This window comes from Pseudomonas sp. GW821-FHT07B01, assembly GCF_059419065.1.
In genome coordinates, this window is the sequence record NZ_JBWKRA010000024.1 from 77,120 (window position 1) to 100,391 (window position 23,272).

A 23,272-nucleotide genomic window follows, 5' to 3' on the forward strand; every position below is an offset into this window, starting at 1 on the left:
ACCGCGGTGCAAGCATCGTGGACAAGCCCAGCTCCCACACTGGCCCGCACGCCTAGTGCCCGCTCAACGCACCGCGCTGACGCCATCCAAGGTGGAAAACGAGGTGTCCTTGGCTGTCAGCAAAAAGTCGCGCATGTAAGGCGCATCGAGCATGTCGGCACGAATGCCCGCATACAAGGTGGCGAACAAACCCTTCTCACCCAAACGCTTGGCCTTCACATACCCGCGCGAGCTGTATTCATGCAGCGCCCAGTGGGGCATGCCGCACACCCCACGGCCGCTGGCCACCAGTTGCATCATCATCACGGTCAGCTCCGAGGTGCGCACCTGGGCGGGTTCCACATCGGCGGGTTCGAGAAAGCGGGTGAAGATGTCCAGGCGGTCACGTTCCACTGGGTAGGTGATCAGGGTTTCTGTCAGCAGGTCTTCCGGCACGATGTAGGACTTGTTCGCCAAAGCGTGCTGGTTGGCCACCGCCAGCATGGCTTCGTAAGTGAACAGCGGCACGTAGGTGATGCCCGGCAGTTCCAGCGGGTCGGAGGTCACCACCAGGTCCAGGTCGCCACGGGCCAGGGCCGGCAGCGGCGCGAAGGCAAAGCCCGAGGCCAGGTCCAGCTCGACTTCCGGCCAGGCATCGCGGAACTGGTCGATGGTCGGCATCAGCCACTGGAAACAACTGTGGCATTCGATCGCCATGTGCAAGCGCCCGGCGGTGCCCCCGGCCAGCCGCGCAATATCGCGCTCGGCGCCGCGCAGCAAGGGCAGGGTGGCGTCGGCCAATTGCAGCAGGCGCAGGCCGGCACTGGTGAAGCGCACAGGCTTGGTCTTGCGCGCGAACAACTGCATGCCCAGGCGCTCTTCCAGCTCCTTGAACTGATGGGACAGGGCGGACTGGGTCAGGTGCAGGCGTTCGGCGGCCTCGACCAGGCTGTCAGCTTCGCGCAAGGCGTGAAGCGTCTTGAGGTGGCGAATTTCGAGCATGGCGGCCTTCATGAGTGCAATTTGCGTTCAATGATAATGCATTGAGCTTTGTTCATGTTGGCCGCAGCGTAACGGCGTCAACCCAATGGCAGGAAGTGGGTTTCGGCGATCGACTTGTCGATGTTGCCGCGCCAGATCCTGGTGTCGGCAAAGGCAGCGCCAGCACCCTCTTTGGCGGCTTGCCATTTCATCCCGAGATATTGATGATGTTGCAGCTTTAAATGTGCTTTGCGAAAACTGTCGAATGCCGAGTTCGGCGCATCGTAATGAAAATGGGCGTACCAGATCGGTTTGTCGGTTTTCGCCTGCTTGCTCGCCTCGTATATTTCATATTCTTGCAGGTAGTCGTCTTGTCCATCGGGACGTTTTTCGCGCATTTTTTGCCGTGTGCCTTTTTTGCGGATTACCACGCGACCTTTGTCCATCAGGTAATCCAGGTAGCCCTCGGTAGGCGTACTGCTTTGCAGGCTGCGCGTGATACGCAACGCTTCACCGGACTTTTCAAGCGCACTGGCCCGAGTGTTCAGTTGTTCGATGATCGGGTTGTTTGCATCCAGGCTCTGCACTTTGCTGGCGCGGGCACGCAGATCGTTGGCCTCGGTCACCAGCATATGTTCAAGATTGATCGGTTCCATGGTTTTGTAGCTTCGCACCTTATTTTCAAAGGCATCCGCCGCCGCCAAGCGTGCACGGGCGTTGGCGAGCAAGGCGTTTACGTCGGTGGGGAGCTTCGGTGGGGCGGCGACCGTTCGGCTTTGGTTGGTGTTCAAGCGAAAGGTGTTGCTGTCGCCAATCTTGTCCCACACTTCAACAGTCGCCCCATCCGCATCGTTGATGATCAATTGCCTCGGCGACTGCTGGCCGGCCGGCTTCTCGATACCAATCAATAACTGACCCTCTTCAGTTTCAAACACCGTTTGGGTGGTGTTCGATGTTGACTGGGAAGCGGGCTTTTTTATCGTGCGCTGGGCTTTGCGTATCAGGCGGGCAAGATCCTTCTGCAGCAGCGCCAGAAAGCTTTGGTCGAAATGGCTGGGCGATTTTTCGTTCCAGGTCGTCAGGTCAAGCGACAAGTCTTCATAGACCTTGATGCAGTTTTGCAGGACCCGGTTGCGTTCGACACGGCTGATGTTGGCATCGGGCAACGTCATGTGGCTGGTGACGGCACGATCGAACTTGCTTCTGGCTCGATGCACTGCGGCCTCCAGAAACAGCCAGTCAATGCTCAAGGTGTCTGGCCGCCGGCTGAGCGCTTGCATGAGATTGCTGCTTCTCGTGCTCGCCATGCGCAGGTCGGTAAACCTGTTTTTCCAGGCATCCAAGTAGGTGGAGACCTCCGTGCGCGTGTGCCTGACGGTGATGCGTTTGACCCACGTGCTCATGTCTTTCATCGAGGCCTCTATCCGGTTCAGCTCATCGAGCAAGTCCAGGCGACACTGTCTGATTTCCTGGGTCAGTGCTTGAAGAGCCCCTGGTGTGTGAGATGAGCGGTTCAGTTGGTGGTTGATCTCGATGATTCGATCGATAAGCACACCGGCCCGGTCTTTTGCATTCTGGATCAGATGGTTCAGGCGGTCCGCTACGATGTGGGCTGTCCGGTTCAGTTCCTCGGAATAGTCGAGGTCGCGAATATGCACTTGACGCTGTTTAGCCGTTTCGAACGATGCATACAGGTGCTTGGCATCGTCGACGTCTTTGGTCAGCGCGATATCCAGGATTTTGCTGTCAGTTAATTTTTGTGGCGATACGTCTGACGGGGCCGGATAGTCGCTGGCAAATTTCTTTAGCTTGCTGGTGGTCTCGCTGACCTGACCGTAACAGGCACGGGCCTGGTTTTGCAGGGATTGGCCGAGTTCGAGGCGCTGCATATTGACCTCAAGCGCGTCTGCAGGCAGTTGCCGAGCGACGGTTGCTGGCACGTTGGCCCGCGCCCGCGATGCGTCACGTCCTGTGCGCCTGCTGCCGCCGCCATAACCCGTGAGGTGGCCGCCATGCAGTGCCGAGTAAGTGTCCCACTGCAACGCGTGGTCCAGGGCAACGGCCGGTGAGTAATACTTGCCCTTGGCGACCAGACGCATCTCGTGAGCCGTTGGATCAAACTTGACGTTGTAATAGCGCCCCTCACTGAGGATGAAATGCTCGCCAGAGGTGTGGCGCAGGGTATGGCGATAAGGCCCGGTATGTACCGGTTGCAGGCTGTCGATACTGAAGATATGCGGGTGTTCGTAACCGGCAAAACGCTGGCGTGCGGTTGTGCGCTGGTGTGTTTTGACAGAGCGCCAAAAGTTTGGGCGTCGCGGATGCTTGAGCTGGTGGGCGGCGCTCAATCGCCGGGCCGAACTGCCGCGTGAGCCGGGCACGGCCGCCAGCGCCAGGGTATCCATCGCCGCGTATACCAGGCACTCGAACACCGAGGCTAATTGTTCGATGCCATGCCCGCTGTCACCGCGCCTGAAGGCAGCTACGGCTTGGTACAGGCTGGTGGTGGCGTCTGCCAGGGACACTGCAGTGCCGATGAAGGGTACGAACGACAGAGCGATTTTGATGCCGTTGAACACCTTGCCGCTTTTGAGAGAATATTTTTCGTGGGCCAGGTCATCATTGGATCGCGCATCATTACGATGCGCTTCCAGCAAACGGCCCATCTGAGCATTCAACTGATGGGCGGCCAACGAAGTGGTGACTGGCCAGGGGAGTCCGGCCTGTATCATCGCGTCGTAGCCTTTACCGGTGGCATGGTCGATACGACCCAGGTGTGCTCGCACATCACCCTTGATTGCGCGACCCGCCACGTATAGCGCCATGCTGTCGAGACGGCAGAGTTCGAACAGGGCAATGCGCGCCTGCTCAAGATTGGCATAACGGCGCAGGTAGCGTTCGTCAGGCGCGTCCGGAAGGTAAAGCAAGGTGCTGCCCGAGTTTTGTTCCTCGATGAATGTGATGCCCGACAGGGTAATCTGGCTCTCCTGCCGGGTGTCCGCACCACCAACACTCAGATGAGCCGGCAGCAGACGGATGCGCTTCGCGCTGGCGTGCCAGGCGGCCTGGGTATCGGCGTCGATGGCGGTGTTCAACACCTGTACTTCGTCGGCGCTGATGTGGTTCTGCATGTGCGCCAATATGCCCTGCGTTTTGAGCATCAGGCGCAAAGGCTCCACCAGGCATTCGCGGCGGTAGAGTTTTTGATGGATGGATTCGCCCTGGGCGCCCTTGAACGCGTCGAGGATGCGGACTTCGTACTGTTTAGCCAGGTCAAGGCCGGTGACTAGATTCTTCAGGTAGCTTTTTGTGATGCCAGCCTTGAGGGTGTCACGCTCCTCGACATCGTCGGCCGTCACCTGGACAGTCACGAACCCCAGGCGCTGGCTCAGTTCGGCGTCGATGTTGCGTAGCGCCAGGTCGTCCAACGTCATCTGGCTGCGCCTGGCACTGGGTACATCAATGATTTTGACCGGAGTACCCGGTGCGGCGCCGGCAATGATGTCGCGTTTTTGCTCCACCGAGTCAGGCAGTTCCAGTTGAAGAGTAAAGCCTTTGCGGATAGAAAAATCCTTGCGTATACGCGCATCGAGCTTGTGCCTGACGAACGCGTCACGCGGTGGCAGGGAGCGCTCCAGCAGCGTCTGGGCATTGTTCAGCGCCGGTATATAGGCGCGTAGCAGGGCCTTGAATGCCTCGCGTTTTTCAACGGGTTGAGTGATCAGCCATGACGGCAGTCGTTCGGCCAGCAGCCGCGCATTATGTTGTTCGACAAGTAGCAGAAACGCCGCCTCACGCGCCGAGTTTTCGGGCACCAGCAAGCCAGGCAGCGTTTGCTCAACCCGTTGCTCCAGTTCACCGACGCGCTGTGACGCGTGTTCATCGGCTGACCACGTCTGGCGCACGCGGGCGGCCTGTTCTTCAAAGGCGGCCTGTTGACTGCTCAAGCTGTAGTCGAATGGGTCCTGGGTCAGTGTCGTGAATTGCAGCGCCAGTTGTTGATCCTCGGGCTGGATGCCAAATATCCCATCCTCCAGTGCCTGGCGCGACGAAAAACGCTGCAAACCACCGTCGCTGCCGGGCCAGTAAATGATATGCACGCCTTCACGTATCCCGGCCGTGGATTCGTCCTGGGGTGGAAGGAAAACCAGTGGCCCGTTGAGTTCGGTGCGGGTAGGCGTTGGATTCCCGGCTTGAGTGACCGACAAGGTCAACGCGACGACATCCGGCGAGGGTGCGGCCAGGGCGTTTTCGATCAGTTGCAGTTCGTCCTCACTTATTTGATCGAGGGTTCGCTGGATACGCGCTTCGGTCTTCACCCCCTGCAAACGTGCCTGGTACAGCGCAGTGTAGTGGGTGTTGAGCGTGTCGAAATCCAGTGGCGCTCGGTTGAGCATGGCCCGCGCCGCCGCTTCGGCAGCGTGTTGTAGCGCCTTGAGTGCGTCCAGTTGTTGCTTGAATGACTGCCAGCGCTCACTCGTTGGAGTGTCGTTGCCCAACAGGTTTTCCAGGGCGCGCCGTTGGTGCTCGATCAAAGCTTTGCGTTGGCGGTTATCGACACCGTTATGCAGCCGGCCGAATTGGGGAACGGGTGGGGTGCTAGTGGTGCCGACGGCCGATTCCGGGTGTTCAGGCTCCGAGGCAAACAGACAGCGGGTTTTACGCATGTCATCAAGCCGGTCGACGTGCTGGAGGGCCAAGTAAGCGTCGTGGATCTGTACGTTCGCAAGCGGGCTCAGAGCGTCCTGATATTGCGCCTCGGTCAATTGTTTCAGCCAAAGGGTGATGCCCGTTTCCAGCGGGTTGTGGCTGGCCTTGTAGTCGATCCTTGCCAAAGGATCGACCTCGGTGATGCCGAACAGCGTTTGCTGTCGGTCGAGCAGCCAGCGTTCCAGGTCTTCGCGTCTGCTCAATACCTTCCATGTCGGAACCTGAGTCGGCAGGTACAGCAATTGACTGGCCGGCGTTTCCGTATCGAGGCTCAATACCCAGGCACCAGGCAGGGCGATGGCTGGGGCGTCGTGGGGCTTGAGAAATAGGTGTTCGGTGTAGCGGCGAGGTGTCTGCGCTGTAGCCGACTGCGGATGGAGCAGGGAAAACACGGGATCGAGGACTTCGGCAGGCACCTTCCCCGAGGCGAGTGACCGCTCAGCGCTGGCTTCAATGTGAATCCGGTACAGCTCCAGCACCCGCTTGTAGCAAGTTACCGGCGAGCGGGGCGCTCGCTCTGTACGCCAGTAGCGCAGCCAGTGGTCATCCAGGCTTTGTTCCAGGTCCAGGCCCTTGAGCTCGTCGAGCAGCATCGCCGCGGTGTAGCGCGACAACGCGTGGGACTGCGGCAGGTTGAGCACACGTGCGTCCGGCACCTGCGCTGTATCAAGGGCCGGATGCTGTTGCATATAGAGGCAGGCATCTGTCATGACAATGCGGCTGCGCGCACGTCGCTCGGTGGCGGGAAACTCCAGTGCCACGCGCTCGCCGTCCAATTGAAGCTGCGCTTGGAGCATCCGATTGATGGTGTCGCGCACCGTCGGGATACCCTCCATTAGCACGAGCAGCTCGGCGCGGCAGTTCTGCAAGCGTTGCGTGGAATCGGCGAGCAGGTGTTCGTCGATGGCCGGTTGCATCAGTGGGTGTGTCGCAGGAGGTAGGGCAATGGAAGAAGGCATGGGGCGGATTCGCTCTATCTAAAAGGCCAAAGCCCTATTAGAGATCGACATGCCAAGTGGGCTGCGGCACATAGCTATCGACATGACCGCTGGGCACTCTTCATCAAACTGTCATCGAACTGTGGCAGCGCGCATGAACAAACTTCATCAGACTCGCGCTCTACTGGGGTTCTGCGTTTTGGTGTTTTTCATGCGTGCGTTGTTTTTAGTGGCCGCTCTCCTGTTCGGCCTGCCGTCTTTTGCGGCTTCTCGGTGTGATGTCAATGTCCCGACCCAAACGGTCGACCTGGCTCAGGTGAGCATCGCCTATCAAAGTATCGGCCGTGCGTCCGACCCTGCGTTGCTGCTGGTGATGGGGCTGGGCGGGCAGTTGATTCACTGGCCGGATGAAGTGGTGGTGGCCCTGTGCGAACAAGGCTTTCGGGTGATTCGCTACGACAACCGCGACGTCGGCCTGTCCACCTGGCGGCAGGCGCCGGCGAGCGCCAACCTGACCTTCGAAGTGCTGCGCTACAAGCTCGGTTTGCCGGTGGCGGCACCCTATACGTTGACCGACATGGCCGACGACGCGCTGGGCTTGATGGATGCATTGCAGGTGCAGCAATTCCATGTCCTTGGCGCAAGCATGGGCGGCATGATCGCTCAACACCTGGCGGCCATGGCGCCACAGCGTGTGGAAAGCCTGACCCTGATCATGACCAGCTCCGGCGCCGAGGGCCTGCCCGCACCGAACGCAGCCCTGGTGCAATTGCTGTCGCGGCGCAGCGCGCCCAATCGTGAGGTGGCGCTGGAGCAACAGGCAGACTTGCTCGCGGCGTTGGGCAGCCCGGATATCAAGGACGATCGCCAGGCGTTGCTGCACCAGGCGGCGCTGTCCTATGACCGCGCCTTCAACCCCGAAGGCGTGAAGCGCCAGATCATGGCGATCCTGGCCGAGCCGAGCCGTGTGCCCTTGCTCAACCAACTGCGGGTGCCGACCCTCGTCGTACACGGCACCGCCGACCCGTTGTTGCCGGTAATGCACGGCGTGCATCTGGCCGCGCATATCCAGGGCAGCCAGTTGAAATTGATTCCCGGCCTGGCCCACCGTTTTCAGGAAGCGTTCAAGGCGCCCTTGCTGGCGGCGGTGTTGCCCTACCTGCAAGCCCATCGCCAGGATGCCGCGCACTGGGCGCAGATCGATTTGAGCGAGCCTTCGAAGGTGCTGTGAAGGTGGTGTATCGTGCAACCTTTATGTATGCGCATGACTGCACGCGAGGTTGCCCACCATGAGTATTCCCCTGAAAATCGATTTCGTCAGCGACGTATCCTGCCCCTGGTGCATCATCGGCCTGCGCGGCCTGACCGCAGCCCTCGACCAGCTCGGCAGCGAAGTGCAGGCCGAGATTCATTTCCAGCCGTTCGAACTGAACCCGAACATGCCCGCCGAAGGTCAGAACATCGTCGAGCACATCACCGAAAAGTACGGCTCCACGGCTGAAGAGTCCCAGGCTAATCGTGCGCGTATCCGCGACATGGGCGCCGCATTGGGCTTTGCGTTCCGCACCGACGGCCAGAGCCGTATCTACAACACCTTCGACGCGCACCGCCTGTTGCATTGGGCCGGGTTGGAAGGTTTGCAATACAACCTCAAGGAAGCGCTGTTCAAGGCGTATTTCAGCGATGGCCAGGATCCTTCCGACCACGCGACCCTGGCGATCATCGCCGAGAGCGTAGGGCTGGACATTGCGCGCGCCGCCGAGATTCTTGCCAGCGATGAATACGCCGCCGAAGTCCGCGGGCAGGAGCAGCTGTGGGTTTCTCGTGGGGTGAGTTCGGTGCCGACCATTGTCTTCAATGACCAATATGCGGTGAGCGGTGGGCAACCGGCGGAAGCCTTCGTCGGCGCGATTCGCCAGATCATCAACGAATCGAAATCCTGAGGCCGAGCACGGAGCAAAATGTGGGAGCTGGCTGTCAGTTGCAAATGAGTTGGCTGAAACACCGCCATCGCAGCATAGGTATCTACACAGCTTTGGTGTGACGCTGGACCTGTGGCGAGGGAGCTTGCTCCCGTGACGGACTGACAGCCGGCGCTGATCTAACTGACACACCACGATCCAAATGTGGGAGCTGGCTTGCCTGCGAAGACGGCCTGACAGTCAACACAGCTGGACCGGTTACATATCCGTTATTTAGGTAACGGCCACTTAGGGTTCCGCTCTGACAGCGGCTCACTTTTGAAAAGCGCAAAAGTAAGCAAAACGCTCTTGCCCCACCACTCGGCACCTCGCTTAGGCTCGGTGTGCCCGAACGCAGGCTTGAATCCGTGGGCCGCCGCCACGCGCCATCCATGGCGCGGGGCGGCTAACCCGGCGTCCTGCCGGGTTACCCACGAATTCAAGCCTGCGTTCGGCCAGCGTGGTTTAACGGGGCGCCTAAAATCAAAAGCCAGAGCAAGATCACAAGCAGAGCAAGATCAAGAGCGGCTCGCTTCGCATCGTAGTTACCGTCTGCGCTACAGCCTACAAAGTTGTGTAGATACCTATGGCCATCGCAGGCAAGCCAGCTCCCACATTTGATCTGTGTCGGCATTAAGAGAAGCGCTGGCCCATCCCTTGCATTACCCCCCTAAAGCCCAACCGGCCTGCGGTTGGGCGCTGCCATTAGGGGTGAAACTTACCTTGAACATTCTAGACCTTGACCACAGCCTCACCGGCCAGGCACCGATTGCCCGGCGGTTGGCCAGCGGTCTGGCCACGCGCCTGGACCTGCTGGACCTGGGCCCGAAATTGCGTTTGTGGTCCACCGAAAAAACCTGGAAACGTTTCGTCGAGCGCCTGGCCCAACGGCCACGGCCCCGTGACGCGCGCCCGGAAATCCTGTTTGTCGGCTCCGGCGATTATCACCACCTTACGCCGGCGTTTTTGGCCGACCTCAAGGAACCTGTCAGCCTGATTCACTTTGACAACCACCCCGACTGGGTGCGCTTTGCGCCCAAGCGGCACTGCGGTTCGTGGGTCAACCGGGCGCTGAAGATGCCGGCGATCCAACGCATCGTCACCCTCGGCCCGTGCAGCGATGACCTGCATAACCCGCAACTGCGCGGCGGCAACCTTGGCGCCCTCAAGCGCGGGCGTTTGCAGTTGTTTCCCTGGCAGCATCCGCCGTCCAAGGTCTGGGGCCGGGTGGGGGACGGCGCCGGCCACCAGCAACAGGAAAACCACCTGCACTGGCGCAACCTGGCGGACCTGGATTGGGGCGCCTTCCTCGACCAGATGATTGTCAGCCTGCCCACCGAGGCGATCTGGATCACCATCGACAAAGATGTGCTCGCCAGTGAAGACGCCGCCACCAACTGGGACCAGGGCGGCATGCGCCTGACCCATTTGCTCCAGGCCCTGCGGGCGTTGGCGGCGGGTAAACGCATCATTGGCATCGACATCTGCGGTGAGTTCGCCACACCGGCGTTCAGCAACGCGTTCAAGCGCTGGGAAGCCAAGTCCGACCAGCCGCCACCGGAGCGTTGGAGCCCGCAAGACTTGCAGCGCAATGCCGCAACCAATGAAGCCTTGATCGACCTGTTTGAGGAGCTGTTCCCGTGACCCTGACCGTGGTGTTGTTACTGGCGTTTTCCATCGTCCTCGATGTGATTGGCCAGCTGTGTTTCAAATTGGGCGTGGACCGTTTGCCGCAACTCGATGGCGGTTTTCGCCTGCGTGCGTTCTGGGGCCAGGTATTCAATGCGCCGCTGCTGTGGGCCGGCGTCGGCGCCTATGTGATTGAGTTTTTTGTGTGGCTCGAAGCGCTGTCCCGTGCGCCCTTGAGTCTGCTGTTTCCGCTGGCGGCGTTGGCCTATTGCCTGGTGGTGTTGGCGGGCAGGGTGGTGCTCAAGGAAACCGTCAGCCGCCGGCGTTGGCTGGGCACATTGGTGATCACTTTGGGTGTGATGTTGGTAGCAATCGCGGGGAACCAGGCATGACAACGCAAACAATCAATACCGGCTGGCTGCATGGGCGTGTTGGCACCCTGGTGCTATGGGCACTGCTGATCGCCACCGAAAGCGCCGGGCAGTTGTTCACCAAGGTGGCCGGCGATCAGTTGGGGCCGATGGACTTCAGTTGGCAATGGCTGGCGGACGTAGCGCGCAACCCGGGGATTCTGGCGGCGATTGCCAGCTATCTGGGGGCGTTTTTTGTGTGGATGCTGATCCTGCGGCGTAGCAGTTTGTCCCTGGCGTTTCCGCTGAGTTCGCTGGTGTTTGTGGCCGTATTGCTGGGGTCTTGGCTGGGGCTGGGCGAGCACATCAGCGTGCTGCATTGGGTGGGCGTGGTGGTGATTATCGGTGGTATCGCGCTGTTGGCTGAAGGCGAAGAACACTGAAGTTAGTGCTATGAAACACAGGCTCAATGTGGGAGCGGGCTTGCTCGCGAATGCGGTGGGTCAGTTAAGTAGCGGGTGACGGACACACTGCTTTCGCGAGCAAGCCCGCTCCCACAATTTTGCTCCCGTGTAATTCAGTCGAAGGTGTAGCTGATCGCCGTCTGCACCTGGCCCTGATTCACATGGCCAGCCTCCTTGACGATGCTGCTCTTGGCCGCCGACCCCACCAGGTGTACCCAGCTGGCGCTGGTCAGCAGGGACCAATGGGGCGCCAGGGGGAAGGCGAAGCTTTGGCTCAGCGTCACATTCTGAAAGCCCCCGCTCGCGTTATAGGGCCGCAAGCCTGAAGCGACGGCTTCGTTGTTGTCCACGCCGAAGAAGGTATTGGTCTGGCGCGCATCGGCAAAATGCGCAACCAGGCTATTGCTGCCGATAATCCCGCCACCCACGGGGTAACCCAGCTCGCCGCCGATTTTACCCAGGGCGCCGCTCTGGGAATGCCCGCCGCCCACGGCCTGGCCCAATTGCGCATAGACCCGCCAGAAATTGGCCGGGGCGTATTGGACGAAGCCGCCCACCTCGGCCATGTCCGACACGTTGCGCAGGCCCTGCAATTCGCCGTTGGAAGTACGCCCCGGGAGGTAGTTGATATAGGGGCCAGCGGTCAGGCCGTGGGTATCCAGGGCGCTCCAGGTGAGGCCGTCATCGGTACTCAGGCTGACGTCGCCCCAATCCAGGTCCAGGTAAGGCACAGGCCGGGTTTCGTAGCGGCTGCCGCTGGGGTCGTGGGGCTGATAGCTGAGGCCCGCGCCCACGTCGCCCGTGATGCCTTCTGCCCACGCGGCACTGCAAAGGCCCCACCCTCCAAGTAAACCGGTGAATACAGCAGCAGCGAGCTTGGACATGGGGACGTTTCCTGAAGGTGGGCAGGCGCGCATGAACGCGCAAACCGACTCGCCTGCGCAAGCACTCATGTTGTTTGTAGCAAGCTACAAAAATTGTAGCTCCTGCGACATATATCGCTGCGCATTTCGCGCTCACCCCCAGCCCTGCGGGGTTTTCGCCAGTTGGCACAGTCCCTGCTCTATCCCTTGGCAAGCGCAGACAGCGCGCTCCTCCAAGGCCCTTTACCTAAAGGAAAGGCAGATGATCAACTGGCATATCGTGTGTGACTTCGACGGGACCATTACCCCCACCGATGTCATCGACAACGTCCTCCAACGCTTCGCCGGCCCCGAGTGGGAAACCATTGAGCAGGAATGGCTGGATGGGCATATCGGTTCACGCGAATGCCTGAGCCGCCAACTGGCGCTGATCAAGGCCACCCCGGCTGAACTGCTGGCGTACTTTGACAGCGTCGAGATCGACCCGGACTTCCCGGATTTTGTCGATCACGTCATGGGCCTGGGTGCTTCCATCGAAGTGGTCAGCGATGGCATCGAGCAGGGCATTGCCCGCATCCTTTCGCGCAACTACGTGACCTTGTTGCCGATCCTCGCCAACCGCCTGCGACAGGTCGACCAGGACAGCTGGCGCATCGACTTCCCGTATGCCAGCGATGCCTGTCGCGCCGCTGCCGGCAACTGCAAGTGCAAATCCACGCCGCGCAACAAGCGCGTGCTGGTGATCGGCGACGGCAAGTCCGACATGTGCGTGGCCTCCACCGCCGACTTCGTGTTCGCCAAGGGCAGCCTCGCCGACTACTGCGCCGCCCACCAGATTCCTCATGCGCGCTTCGACAGCTTTGCGCAAGTGCCGGCGTTGCTGGCCAAGCTGCCACAAGGCCTCGCCGCCAACGCCACCACCTTCAACACCTCTTCTGACAATCAGGAACTCTTCCATCATGTCTGATATCCGTATCGCTACCGCTGAAGACCAGGTGCTTCTGGATAAAGAAGCCAAGTATTGCTCCTACGGCGACACCGTTCACTACATCGAGCCGCCGCGTATTTTCAGCCGCTGCGAAGGCTCCTATGTGTGGGACACCGAAGACCAGGCCTACCTCGACCTGCAGATGTGGTACTCGGCCGTCAACTTCGGCTATGCCAACCCGCGCCTGAACAACGCGCTGAAAAAGCAGATCGACACCTTGCCGCAAATCGCCAGCCAGTACCTGCACAAAGGCAAGATCGAGCTGTCGGAAATGATCGCGGTCGATGCCAAGAACAAGTTCGGCCTCGATGGCCGTGTGCACTTCAACGTCGGCGGTTCGCAGTCCATCGAAGATTCCCTGAAGGTGGTGCGCAACGCCAGCAACGGCAAAAGCTTGATGTTCGCCTTCGAAGGCGGCTACCACGGGCGCACCCTCGGCGCCTCGTCGATCACCTCCAGCTTCCGCTATCGTCGTCGCTACGGCCACTTTGGCGAACGCGCCAATTTCATCCCATTCCCTTACCACTTCCGTGGCCCGAAGGGCATGACCAAGGAAGAGTACGGCAGCCATTGCGTGCAGCAGTTCGCCCGCTTGTTCGAGACCGAATACAACGGCGTCTGGGACCCTAAGACCAACCAGTGCGAATACGCAGCTTTCTATGTCGAGCCGATCCAGGGCACCGGCGGCTACGTGATCCCGCCGATGAATTTCTACCGCGAGCTCAAGCACGTCCTGGACCAGCACGGCATCCTGATGGTGTCCGACGAAATCCAGATGGGCTTCTATCGCACCGGCAAACTCTGGTCGATCGAGCACTTCGATGTACAGCCGGACGTGATCGTGTTCGGCAAGGCGTTGACCAATGGTCTCAACCCATTGGGCGGTATCTGGGCCCGTGAAGAGTTGATCAACCCGAAGGTGTTCCCGCCAGGTTCGACTCACTCCACCTTCGCCTCCAACCCGTTGGGTACCGCGGTGGGCCTGGAAATGTTCAAGATGACCAGCGAAGTCGACTACGGCGCCATGGTCATGGCCAAGGGCAAATACTTCCTGGAAGGCCTGCAAGACTTGCAAAAACGCTTCCCCATCATCGGCGATGTGGACGGCCTGGGCCTGGCGCTGCGCTGCGAAATCTGCGGCCCGGATGGCTTCACCCCGGACAAGGCGACCCTGGACTACATGGTCGAAGAAGGCATGAAAGGCGACATGCTGGTAGACGGCCAGAAACTCGGGCTGATCCTCGACGTAGGCGGTTACTACAAGAACGTGATCACCCTGGCGCCGTCCCTGGAAATCAGCTACCCGGAAATCGATCTGGGCCTGAAGTTGCTCGAGCAACTGCTGGTGCGAGCGACCACGCGGTGAATGCTCAAGGGATCGACCTCGGTGAAGGTACTGCCGGTTTCGTTCTCGGTGATGGTCCGGTCGGGATCCTGTTGATCCACGGCCTGACCGGCACACCGACTGAATTGCGCCAGGTCGCCAAGGGCCTGGCCAAGGCAGGCAACTGCACGGTGTATGTGCCCACACTGGCGGGGCACTGCGGCGACAACAGCGACCTGCAGGCCACCGGCTGGAGGGACTGGTACGAAGGCGTGCGCAAGACCTTCGTACAGGTCAAGCAACGCCACGGGCAGGTGTTTGTCGGTGGCTTGTCCATGGGCGCGGTGATGTCGATGTATGTGGCGTCCGAACATCCTGGGCAAGTCGCTGGGTTGCTGATGTATTCCACCACCTTGAAGTACGACGGCTGGAGCATCAACAAGCTGGCGTTCCTCACGCCGTTGCTGATGAAGATTCCGTTCGGCGTGCACATTTGCAGCTTCGAGGAGAAGCCGCCCTACGGCATCAAGAACGAGCGCCTGCGGGCCATCGTCGAGCGGCAGATGAAGGAAGGCGAGAGCAGCGAGGCGGGGTTGCTGACTATGGAAGGCATCACCGTGCGCGAGCTGCACCGCATGAACGCGGTGGTCAAGAAACGCATGCCCCAGATCAAGGTGCCAGCGCTGGTGCTGCATTCCATCGAGGACGACATCACCAGCCGCTGGAACGCCGATTACGTGGAGCGCCACCTCGGCGGGCCGGTGACCAAGATCCTGCTGGACAACTGTTACCACATGATCACGGTCGATTTGCAGTACCGCCGGGTGATCGAGTTGAGTGCCAGGTTTGTCGAGCAGCACGCAGTGCAACTCAATCGTGTGGCGTGATTAATTTACTTGTAGGAGCGAGCTTGCTGTGGCGAGCAAGCTTGCTTGCGCTGGGGTGCGAAGCACCCCCAAAAGCCTGCGACTGCTGCGCAGTCGAGCGGGAGCAAGCTCCCTCGTCACAGCAAGCTCGCTCCTACAGTAGAGCGGTGTTGATAAGGAAAAACTGTGATTACCACCCAAGCCTTCCCGACCATCCGGGCTATCCAGCGCGATGCCTGGAACGACTGTTTTCCCGGTGCCCTGGAGGATTGGGACTATTACCTGGCCGTGGAAAACGCCGCGATCGATGACTTTCAGTGGCGTTACCTCGCGGTCTTCGAGGATCAAACGCTGGTGGCCGTGGCTGCCGCGTTCATCACCCATTATCGCCTCGACACTACGTTGTCGGGGGCCGGCAAGCGCTTGACCGAGCGCCTGGAGCAGCTGTGGCCTGGCGTTTTGCAATTGGCGTTGTACGCCATCGGTTCGCCGGTGGCTGAACGCTGTGACGCCGGTGTCGCGAGCCATGTGCCCGAATCCCGCCGCCCGTTGCTGTTGCAGCAATTACTGGCGGCTGCGCGCAGCGATGCCAACGCGCTCGGTATCGGCTTGCTGGCGGTCAAGGATGCGCCCACCAACGACCCGCATTGGGCCCAGAGCTGCCTTGCCGCAGGCTTTCAAAGCATGCCCAGTTTGCCCACGGGGGTGTTGCCGCTGCCTTATGGCTCGGTGGATGCCTACCTGGGGTCGCTGGGCAAATCCACGCGCAAGGACCTGCGCCGCAAACTGCGCGCACCAGGGCCGCGAGTCGAGTGGCGGCGCAATATCGATGACGTGCTGCCCGAGGTCATGCGCCTGTATGAGGCCACGCTCGCGCGCGCGGACTTGCAGTTCGAGCGCCTGCCCGCCGGTTACTTCACGGGGGTGCTCGAACACCTGCACGAGCGGGCGGTCTGTGTTCTGTACTGGGTGGACGAGCGCCTGGTGGCGTTCAACCTGATCCTGCTGGATGAGCATCGGCTGGTGGACAAGTTCTTTGGCCATGACCTTGCGTTCAGCCGCGAGTACAACCTGTACTTCCGTAGCTGGTTGACCAATGTCGACTACTGTATTGAACACCGTATTGCGCTGTACGAGTGCGGCCAGGCCGGGTATGCCAGTAAACTGCGCCTGGGGTGCGAGTTCGAGGGCAACAGCCTGTTCTTCCGCCACCGTAACTGGCTGGTCAACGGCCTGCTCAAGCTTGTAAAACTGTTTATTCGACCGGATCGTTCCGACCCTGCCATGGCTGCTGCGATAAGCGAAACCTGATGATTACCAAGACCCGCCAGAAAGCCCGCCCCTTTGCCATCTCGCGTTGGAGCGTCCAGCGCAAGCTGGTGCTGGCGTTCTGGCTGGTCAGCGTGATTCCCACCATGATCGCGGCTGAGCTGGCCGCCACCACGTTGTCGCAGATTTTCGACAGCAACGTGCGTATCTGGCTGCAAGAGTCGACCAAGATCGTCAAGGACGAAATCGGCGACATCCTTCACGACAACGCGCGCATGGCCAAGCTGTTCCTGCGCTATACCAGCCCGCCGTCGTCCAAAAATGCCGAGAAGCATGACCGGCTCACCGCCGACATTGCCGATGCCACCGATATCGACGTGGTCGCGCTGATTCGCACCAGCGACCGTAAAGTGATGTTCAGCACGGCCGCCGATGACATCGTCAGGCAGATCAACCTCACCAGCAACGCGGTGCTGCAAACCGTGCAAGTCGCCGGCGTGAGCACGGGCCTGGTGGTATCCACTTTCGAAACCAGCCGTGACGGCGTTGATTACCTGTTGCTGGTCGCCACTTACCTGGACAGCAGTTTCCTCACCAGCGTGGCCGACGTGCATTCCCTCGACCTGCGTTTGTACCTGGCCAACCCTGCCGGTTTTTCCGAAATATTTTCCACCCAGCGCTTCGCCAATCACCCCTCGCGCATCCCCAAGAATGTCGAGGCCTACCTGCGCAGCACCAAGCAGCCCAGCGAGCAGTTCACTAACCAGTACAGCGGTTTGTATTGGCCGATTTTCAATGATGCCGGCGAGTTGCAAGGGGTGATCTTCAGCGGCCTGCTACGCCATACCAGCCTGGTGGGGCTGGTGAACCAGAGCAACCTGTTCGTGCTGATCTTCCTGGTCAGCTCGGCGCTGTCACTGGCGGCCGGGTTGTTGGTGTCGCGGCGCCTGACCAAGCCTCTGCGCGATTTGTCCCAAGGCGTGGATGCGGTGATCTCGGGCAGTTATGCGCACCGTGTGGTGGTCAGTGGCGGTGACGAACTGGCGCAATTGAGCAGCACCTTCAACCACATGACCGAACGCCTGGGCGAGTTGCATCATCTGGAAGCCCAACTGCGCCGGCGTGACCGCTTGCATGCCCTGGGTGAAGTCGCCATGGGCCTGGCTCACGAAATTCGCAACCCACTGGGCATCATCAAGACCGCCACCCAACTGTTGCATCGGCGCGCTGACCTGGCGGAAACCGACAAGCGTCACCTTGAATATGTCATCAGCGAAGTCAGCCGCATCAACGAGCTGATTACCGAGTTCCTCGATTTCGCCAAGCCCAACCCGCCGATACGCGTGCAGCAACCGGCACGCGCGCTGGTGGAAGAAATCCTCGGTTTCTGCGGCCCGGAGCTGAGTAGCCATCGCATTGACGCGCAGATCGACGACCAGGCGCCTGGCGCGACGATCTACGCCGATGCCAAGCAGCTCAAACAGGCCTGTCTCAACCTGATTCTCAACGCCATCGACGCGATGCCCGGCGGCGGGCGCCTGACCCTGGGCATTCGCAGCGTGGGCGACAACACCGTGATCAGCATCGCCGATACCGGCGAAGGCATCCCGGCGGACATGGTGGAACGCATCTTCACGCCATTCGTCACCACCAAGGCCTCGGGCACAGGCCTGGGCCTGGCCAAAGTCTATTCGATCATGGAAAGTCACGACGGCAGCATCGAATGCGCCAGTGAGAAAGATGCCGGCGCGACCTTCAGCCTGTACATTCCGGCTGACGGTGAAGACGACGGTGAAGATGAGGACGGGCATGACGCATAACGTATTGGTGGTCGACGACGAGCCCAAGCTCTGTGATCTGCTGACCCAGGCCTTGAGCCAGAACGGCATCCAGGTGTTCAGCGCAGGCAATGGCCTGCATGCGCTCAAGGTACTGGGAGAGGAGGACATCGACCTGGTCATCAGCGACTGGCGCATGCCGGGCATGGACGGGCCGGCGTTGCTGGCCGAGATCAAGGTGCGTTATCCGACCTTGCCGGTGATCGTGATGACGGCCTACAGCACGGTGAAAAACGCCGTGCAGTCGATGCGTAACGGTGCCTATGACTACATTGCCAAGCCGTTCGACATCGACGAGCTGGACATCACCGTGGCCAAGGCCCTGCAATTTCGCGACATCATGCGCGACAACGCGCGCATGCGCGCCGAGCTGGACGAGCATGCTCAGTTCGACAGCCTGGTGGGCGACAGCCCGGCGTTTCGCCAGGTGCTCCAGGCGGTGGACTCAGTGCGCGACAGCAACGCCACCATCCTGCTGACCGGCGAAAGCGGCACTGGCAAGGAAATGGTCGCCCGCGCCATCCATAAGCATGGCAGCCGTGCCGACCAACCCTTCGTGGCGGTCAATTGCGCGGCTATCCCTGAAGGCTTGCTGGAAAGCGAGATGTTTGGTCATCGCAAAGGCGCGTTCACCGGCGCCGTGGCTGACCGGGTAGGGCGCTTCATGCAGGCCGACAAGGGCACGCTGTTTCTGGATGAAGTCGGTGATATGCCCTTGGCGTTGCAGGCCAAGATTCTGCGCGCCTTGCAGGAGCGGGTTATCGAGCCGGTAGGCGACCCCCGCGAGCGCAAGGTGGATGTACGAGTAATTGCCGCCACCAACAAGAACCTGCTGGATGCGGTGGCGGCCAAGGAGTTTCGCGAAGACCTGTATTACCGCCTCAATGTCTTCCCGATTCCGTTGCCGTCGTTGCGCGAGCGCGTGGAAGACATCGCGCCCCTGGCGCGCCACTTCGCCCACACCCTGAGCGCGACAACCGGCAAACGCATCACCGGTTTCAGCCCCGAGGCGTTGCAGGCCATGGCGGCGTATCACTGGCCGGGCAATATCCGCGAGCTGCAAAACTGCGTGGAGCGCGCAACCATCGTCGCGGCTTCATCGGTGATTGAGGATATTGATTTGCCGGGGTATCTGTTTGCTTCCAAACCGAGCGAGGGCGATGTAACCGCGCTCCTCAGCGACGGCCCAGGCGTGCCGCGGGACCTGGATGCGGCGCTGGCCGAAGTGGAGAAAGCCTACATTCTGGCGGCGTTGCAGGAGAGCAATGGGGTGCAGGCTGCGGCGGCGCAACGGATCGGGATATCCGAGAGGAGCTTCTGGTATCGCCTGAAGAAGCTGGGGATTCAGGTCGACAAGATCGTGCGCTGATCTGAGTGTGGGAACGATCTGCCGCGTTGCGTCAGGTGTGCAGGCGTACCCACACGCTGACCAACACCGTCGCGGCCATCAACCAGGCCACGGCGGCGACTGCCAGCGATGTCTCCAACCGCAGCCGATCGACCATTACATACAGCGTCGCCAAATACACAAAGTACGGAATGATCGACCACATCCCGAACAAGATGGTGGTCTTCAAATCCGCAACTGTTCGGCCTTTGCCGACGATGTAATGGGCGATCAGCGCAAAAGTGGGAAACAGCGGCACCAAGCCTGCGATGTAATAGTTTCTGGTCTTGGCCAGCGCCGCCAGGATCAGCACCACTGCGGCGCCAAGTGCAGCCTTCAGGAACAGATCCATCAGTGACTCAACCCGTATTTCTTGACCTTGTCGAACAGGGTGGTCTTGGCCATCCCCAGTTCCTGGCTGGCCTGGGTCAGGTTCCCGCCGCTGCGTTGCAGGGCATCGTTGAGCAGGTTGCGCTCAAAGGCTTCCACCGCCTCGGTAAAGGCAACCCCTTGGTTGCCGCTGCCGGCGCCGCTTTTCTTGAAGGCGGGCAGGCCGAGGGCGAAACGTTCGGCGACGTTGCGCAGCTCACGCACGTTGCCTGGCCAGTCGTGGCTCATCAGGCTGGACAGGGTCTGGTTGTCCAGCTCCGGCACCGCCCGGTCGAAGCGTAGCGACGATTGCTGCAGGAAGTGTTCGAACAGTTGCAGGATGTCTTCGCGCCGCTCGCGCAAAGGCGGCAGTTCCAGGGTGACGACATTGAGGCGGTAGTACAGGTCGCTGCGGAACTGGCTGGCGCGGCTCAACTCGTCGAGGTCGGACTTGGTGGCAGCGATTACCCGACAATCCACTGCCACGCTCTGGTTCGAACCCAGGCGTTCCAACGTACGTTCTTGCAGCACCCGCAGCAATTTGATCTGCAGGTTGATCGGCATGCTCTCTACTTCATCGAGGAACAGCGTGCCTTGATGGGCATGCTCGATCTTGCCGATGCGACGTTTGCCGGCGCCGGTGAAGGCGTTGGCCTCGTGGCCGAAAATCTCGCTTTCGAAGAGGTTCTCCGGCAGGCCACCGCAGTTGAGCGCGACGAACTGGTGGGTATGGCGTCGGCTGAAATCATGCAGGCAGCGCGCGACCAGTTCCTTGCCGGTGCCGGTTTCGCCTTCGATCAACACGTTGGCCGAGGTGTCGGCGACGTTGGCGATCAGTTCACGCAGGTTTTGCATGGGCGGCGAGCGGCCGATGATGCGGCCTTCCAGCGAGTCGCGCTCGGCCAGTTGCCGGCGTAACGACCAGACTTCCCGCGCCAGGCCGCGCTGTTCCAAGGCGCGGCGTGCCACGTCCACCAGGCGTTCGGGCGAGAAGGGTTTCTCCATGAAGTCGTAGGCGCCGTTACGCATGGCGCCCACCGCCATGGAGATATCGCCATGCCCAGTGATCAACACCACCGGCAGGCTTTTATCCATGGCCTTTAGGCGGGTCAGCAGTTCCAGGCCATCGATGCCCGGCAGGCGGATATCGCTGATGACGATGCCAGCGAAGTTCTCGCCGATGCGCTGGAGCGCTTCTTCGGCGCTGCCCACGCCGACGCTGGTGATGTCTTCGAGCGCCAGTGCTTGCTGGCAACCGAGCAGTACGTGGGGGTCGTCTTCGACGATCAGGACGGTAAGGTCTTGGGCTTGTGTATTCATGTCGACTCAGCTCGTTGAGCGCCCACCAATGGCAGGTTAAGGACAAAGGCGGTACCACCATTGGCCGGATGTTCCACGGCCAGGCTACCGCCGGTGGCGGCCGCGAGGCTGGCGGAAAGGGTCAGGCCCAGGCCCAGGCCTTGTTCGCCGGGCTTGGTGGTAAAGAAGGGTTCGAACAAATGCTTGCGTGCTTCGGGGTCGATGCCGTGGCCATTATCACGCACCAGCAGGCGGTATTTGCCGTCGCCGCTCTGGCCTTCCAGCCATAGCTGCGGCGCTGCTTGGGCCTGCATCGCATCGAGGGCGTTGCCGATCAGGTTGACCAGGATCTGCTCCAGGCGGGTCTGGTCGATCTGCAATTGGGCGTTGGCAAAGTCACGGTGCACGGTCAACGGCAGGCTGTCCAGGCGCGCGCCGAGCACCTGGAACGCGGCGTCCACGGCCTTGCCGAGGCTGGCTTCGCCCTGGTCGTCGCCGCGCCGAGCAAAGGAGCGCAGGCTGGCGGTGATGCGGCCCATGCGGTCGATCAGTTCGTTGATGGTCTTGAGGTTGGTGCTGGCGGTGTCCAGGGCGCCGCGCTCAAGGAAGCGTACGGTGTTGCCCGACAGCGTGCGCAAGGCCGCCAGCGGCTGGTTCAGTTCGTGGGCGATGCTGGTGGACATCTGGCCGATGGCCGCGAGTTTGCCGGCCTGTACCAGTTCGTCCTGGGCGCGGCGCAAGGTTTCTTCGGCCTGGCGTCGTTCGCGAATCTGGCCCTTGAGCCGTTCGTTGCTGGCGCGCAGGTCGGCGGTGCGTTCGGCAATCCGACGCTCAAGCTGGCTGTTGGCTTCCTGCAAGGCTTCGCGTGCGGCGAGGCGGGTGGCGATGACCTTGCGTCGCTCGTTCCAGGCAATCAGCAGGAAGGCGACCAGGCCGAAGGCGACGGCCACCAGGATGCCCTGGTTGATCGCGGCGCGGCGCAGGTCGTTGAGTGGGGTGAGCAGGGTGAAGTTCCACGGCGTGTCGTTCAGCGGGCGGGTCTGCGCCAGGTAGCTGACCGCGTGCTGGTCGTTGACCACTTCGGTGTTGGCCGGGAAGGTCAGTTTCTCGGTGCCTTCGTTCAGGCGCTCACGGGCCAGGGGTTGCAGTTCATTGAGCGTCGCCCAGTAATATTGCAGGCTGTGGGCCAGGCGGTCCTTGGTGTCATCGCTCAGCGGGCGTACGGCCTTGAGGCGACGCGCCGGGTCGCTGGAAAGAATAATGATGCCGTTCTCATCGCTCACGAAAGCTTCGAGGCGCGCACGTTGCCAGCGCTCTTCAAGGGCTTCGAGGCGCACCTTGACCACGGCGACGCCGATGATCTTGCCGTGCTCTTCCAGGCCGTGGGCCAGGTAATAGCCGGGTTCGCCGTTGGTGCTGCCGATGCCGTAGAAACGACCGGGCTGGCCGCGTACGGCGTTCTGGAAATAGGCGCGAAAGGACAGGTCCTCACCTTGGTAACTGTCGGCATCGCGCCAGTTACTGGTGGCCAGCACGCGGCCGGTAGTGTCCATCACATAGATGGCGCGGCTGCGACTGCGGCGGTTCAGGCCTTCGAGGTAGTCGTTGACCGTCTTGCGGGTTTCCTGGTTCGGGTCGGCGAGCAGTTGGGAAACACTGGACTCCAGTTCCAGCAGGCTGGGCAGGTAGGTGTACTTGCTCAGTTCGCTTTCGACGGTGCGGGCGTGCAGCTCCAACTGGCGTTCGCCGTTGTCGCTGAGGGTGCGGATGCCGTAGTAGTCACTGACCCAGAAGCCGATATAACCCAGGCCGACCATCAGGGCGATGATCAACGGCGGCAGGAACAGTTGGCGTATCAGACGAGGCTTCACGGCAAGTGATGGCGGCGCGGCGCGATATTGATTGGGGTCGCATTTCATCACAGATGCCTTGGGTCAGCTACTTCTCGCCAGTGTAAGAGCGGGCTTGTGTGGGAGCCGGGCTTGCCCGCGATGCAGGCGCCTCGGTGTAACAGTTGCACCGAGGCGATGCCATCGCAGGCAAGCCAGCTCCCACAC

Annotated in this window: 17 protein-coding genes; 11 read left to right on the forward strand and 6 right to left on the reverse strand. The window is 60.9% G+C overall.

Going from position 1 to position 23,272, the window contains the following annotated elements:
• Window positions 1–63: 63 nt before the first annotated feature.
• Both metR and AC07S6_RS22490 read right to left on the reverse strand, forming a co-directional pair.
• Window positions 64–981 (reverse strand): transcriptional regulator MetR, encoded by a 918-nt coding sequence (gene metR, locus AC07S6_RS22485; RefSeq protein ID WP_058410480.1) that lies wholly within the window; start codon window positions 979–981, stop codon window positions 64–66.
• 77 nt (window positions 982–1,058) lie between these two features.
• The gene (locus tag AC07S6_RS22490) at window positions 1,059–6,629 is read right to left on the reverse strand and encodes a dermonecrotic toxin domain-containing protein (RefSeq protein ID WP_495113084.1); all 5,571 of its coding nucleotides are present in this window, start codon (window positions 6,627–6,629) and stop codon (window positions 1,059–1,061) included.
• Window positions 6,630–6,819: 190 nt separating this feature from the next.
• Here AC07S6_RS22490 and AC07S6_RS22495 point away from each other — a divergent pair, with 190 nt between their 5' ends.
• The 5 genes from AC07S6_RS22495 (at window position 6,820) to AC07S6_RS22515 (ending at window position 10,991) form a co-directional block, all read left to right on the forward strand.
• The gene (locus AC07S6_RS22495; protein WP_019817689.1) at window positions 6,820–7,839 is read left to right on the forward strand and encodes an alpha/beta fold hydrolase; all 1,020 of its coding nucleotides are present in this window, start codon (window positions 6,820–6,822) and stop codon (window positions 7,837–7,839) included.
• Window positions 7,840–7,897: 58 nt separating this feature from the next.
• A complete protein-coding gene (locus tag AC07S6_RS22500) occupies window positions 7,898–8,551 on the forward strand; it encodes a DsbA family oxidoreductase (protein WP_495113085.1) in 654 nt (217 codons plus the stop codon).
• A gap of 741 nt (window positions 8,552–9,292) precedes the next feature.
• Window positions 9,293–10,213, forward strand: a complete 921-nt coding sequence (locus tag AC07S6_RS22505) for an arginase family protein (protein ID WP_495113086.1) — start codon at window positions 9,293–9,295, stop codon at window positions 10,211–10,213.
• On the forward strand, window positions 10,210–10,590 hold the full coding sequence (locus AC07S6_RS22510) for a DMT family transporter (protein ID WP_003188930.1): 381 nt from the start codon (window positions 10,210–10,212) through the stop codon (window positions 10,588–10,590). The genes AC07S6_RS22505 and AC07S6_RS22510 overlap by 4 nt, the downstream gene beginning before the upstream one ends.
• Window positions 10,587–10,991, forward strand: a complete 405-nt coding sequence (locus tag AC07S6_RS22515; RefSeq protein ID WP_034126452.1) for an EamA family transporter — start codon at window positions 10,587–10,589, stop codon at window positions 10,989–10,991. Before AC07S6_RS22510 ends, AC07S6_RS22515 begins: the two co-directional genes overlap by 4 nt.
• Window positions 10,992–11,125: 134 nt before the next feature.
• Here AC07S6_RS22515 and AC07S6_RS22520 read toward each other — a convergent pair whose 3' ends face one another.
• A complete protein-coding gene (locus tag AC07S6_RS22520; RefSeq protein ID WP_054897707.1) occupies window positions 11,126–11,896 on the reverse strand; it encodes a MipA/OmpV family protein in 771 nt (256 codons plus the stop codon).
• A 241-nt stretch (window positions 11,897–12,137) separates the two neighbouring features.
• Between AC07S6_RS22520 and AC07S6_RS22525 the strand changes: the two genes are divergently transcribed.
• From AC07S6_RS22525 to AC07S6_RS22550, 6 genes are all read left to right on the forward strand, one after another.
• Entirely contained in the window at window positions 12,138–12,842 is a 705-nt protein-coding gene (locus tag AC07S6_RS22525) for an MtnX-like HAD-IB family phosphatase (protein ID WP_034126454.1), read from the forward strand.
• The gene (locus AC07S6_RS22530) at window positions 12,835–14,229 is read left to right on the forward strand and encodes an aspartate aminotransferase family protein (protein ID WP_003188936.1); all 1,395 of its coding nucleotides are present in this window, start codon (window positions 12,835–12,837) and stop codon (window positions 14,227–14,229) included. The genes AC07S6_RS22525 and AC07S6_RS22530 overlap by 8 nt, the downstream gene beginning before the upstream one ends.
• A complete protein-coding gene (locus tag AC07S6_RS22535) occupies window positions 14,226–15,074 on the forward strand; it encodes an alpha/beta hydrolase (RefSeq protein ID WP_127880889.1) in 849 nt (282 codons plus the stop codon). Before AC07S6_RS22530 ends, AC07S6_RS22535 begins: the two co-directional genes overlap by 4 nt.
• 165 nt (window positions 15,075–15,239) lie before the next feature.
• Window positions 15,240–16,364 carry a GNAT family N-acetyltransferase gene (locus AC07S6_RS22540; protein ID WP_490614207.1) on the forward strand — a complete coding sequence of 375 codons (1,125 nt, stop codon included), beginning with the start codon at window positions 15,240–15,242 and terminating at the stop codon, window positions 16,362–16,364.
• Window positions 16,364–18,142, forward strand: coding sequence for a sensor histidine kinase (locus AC07S6_RS22545; protein WP_060767095.1), 1,779 nt, complete (start codon window positions 16,364–16,366; stop codon window positions 18,140–18,142). The genes AC07S6_RS22540 and AC07S6_RS22545 overlap by 1 nt, the downstream gene beginning before the upstream one ends.
• Window positions 18,132–19,529: a sigma-54-dependent transcriptional regulator gene (locus AC07S6_RS22550; RefSeq protein ID WP_019817693.1), complete on the forward strand. Its 1,398-nt coding sequence runs from the start codon at window positions 18,132–18,134 to the stop codon at window positions 19,527–19,529. The genes AC07S6_RS22545 and AC07S6_RS22550 overlap by 11 nt, the downstream gene beginning before the upstream one ends.
• Before the next feature lie 31 nt (window positions 19,530–19,560).
• Here the strand turns inward: AC07S6_RS22550 and AC07S6_RS22555 are convergent, their stop codons facing one another.
• From AC07S6_RS22555 to aauS, 3 genes are read right to left on the reverse strand one after another with little or no spacing between them, the layout of a single operon-like run.
• Window positions 19,561–19,899: a GlpM family protein gene (locus AC07S6_RS22555; RefSeq protein WP_495113087.1), complete on the reverse strand. Its 339-nt coding sequence runs from the start codon at window positions 19,897–19,899 to the stop codon at window positions 19,561–19,563.
• Window positions 19,899–21,236: a two-component response regulator AauR gene (gene aauR / locus AC07S6_RS22560; RefSeq protein WP_495113088.1), complete on the reverse strand. Its 1,338-nt coding sequence runs from the start codon at window positions 21,234–21,236 to the stop codon at window positions 19,899–19,901. Before aauR ends, AC07S6_RS22555 begins: the two co-directional genes overlap by 1 nt.
• Window positions 21,233–23,134 (reverse strand): two-component sensor histidine kinase AauS, encoded by a 1,902-nt coding sequence (gene aauS, locus AC07S6_RS22565; RefSeq protein WP_089041305.1) that lies wholly within the window; start codon window positions 23,132–23,134, stop codon window positions 21,233–21,235. The genes aauR and aauS overlap by 4 nt, the downstream gene beginning before the upstream one ends.
• Window positions 23,135–23,272: the final 138 nt, after the last annotated feature.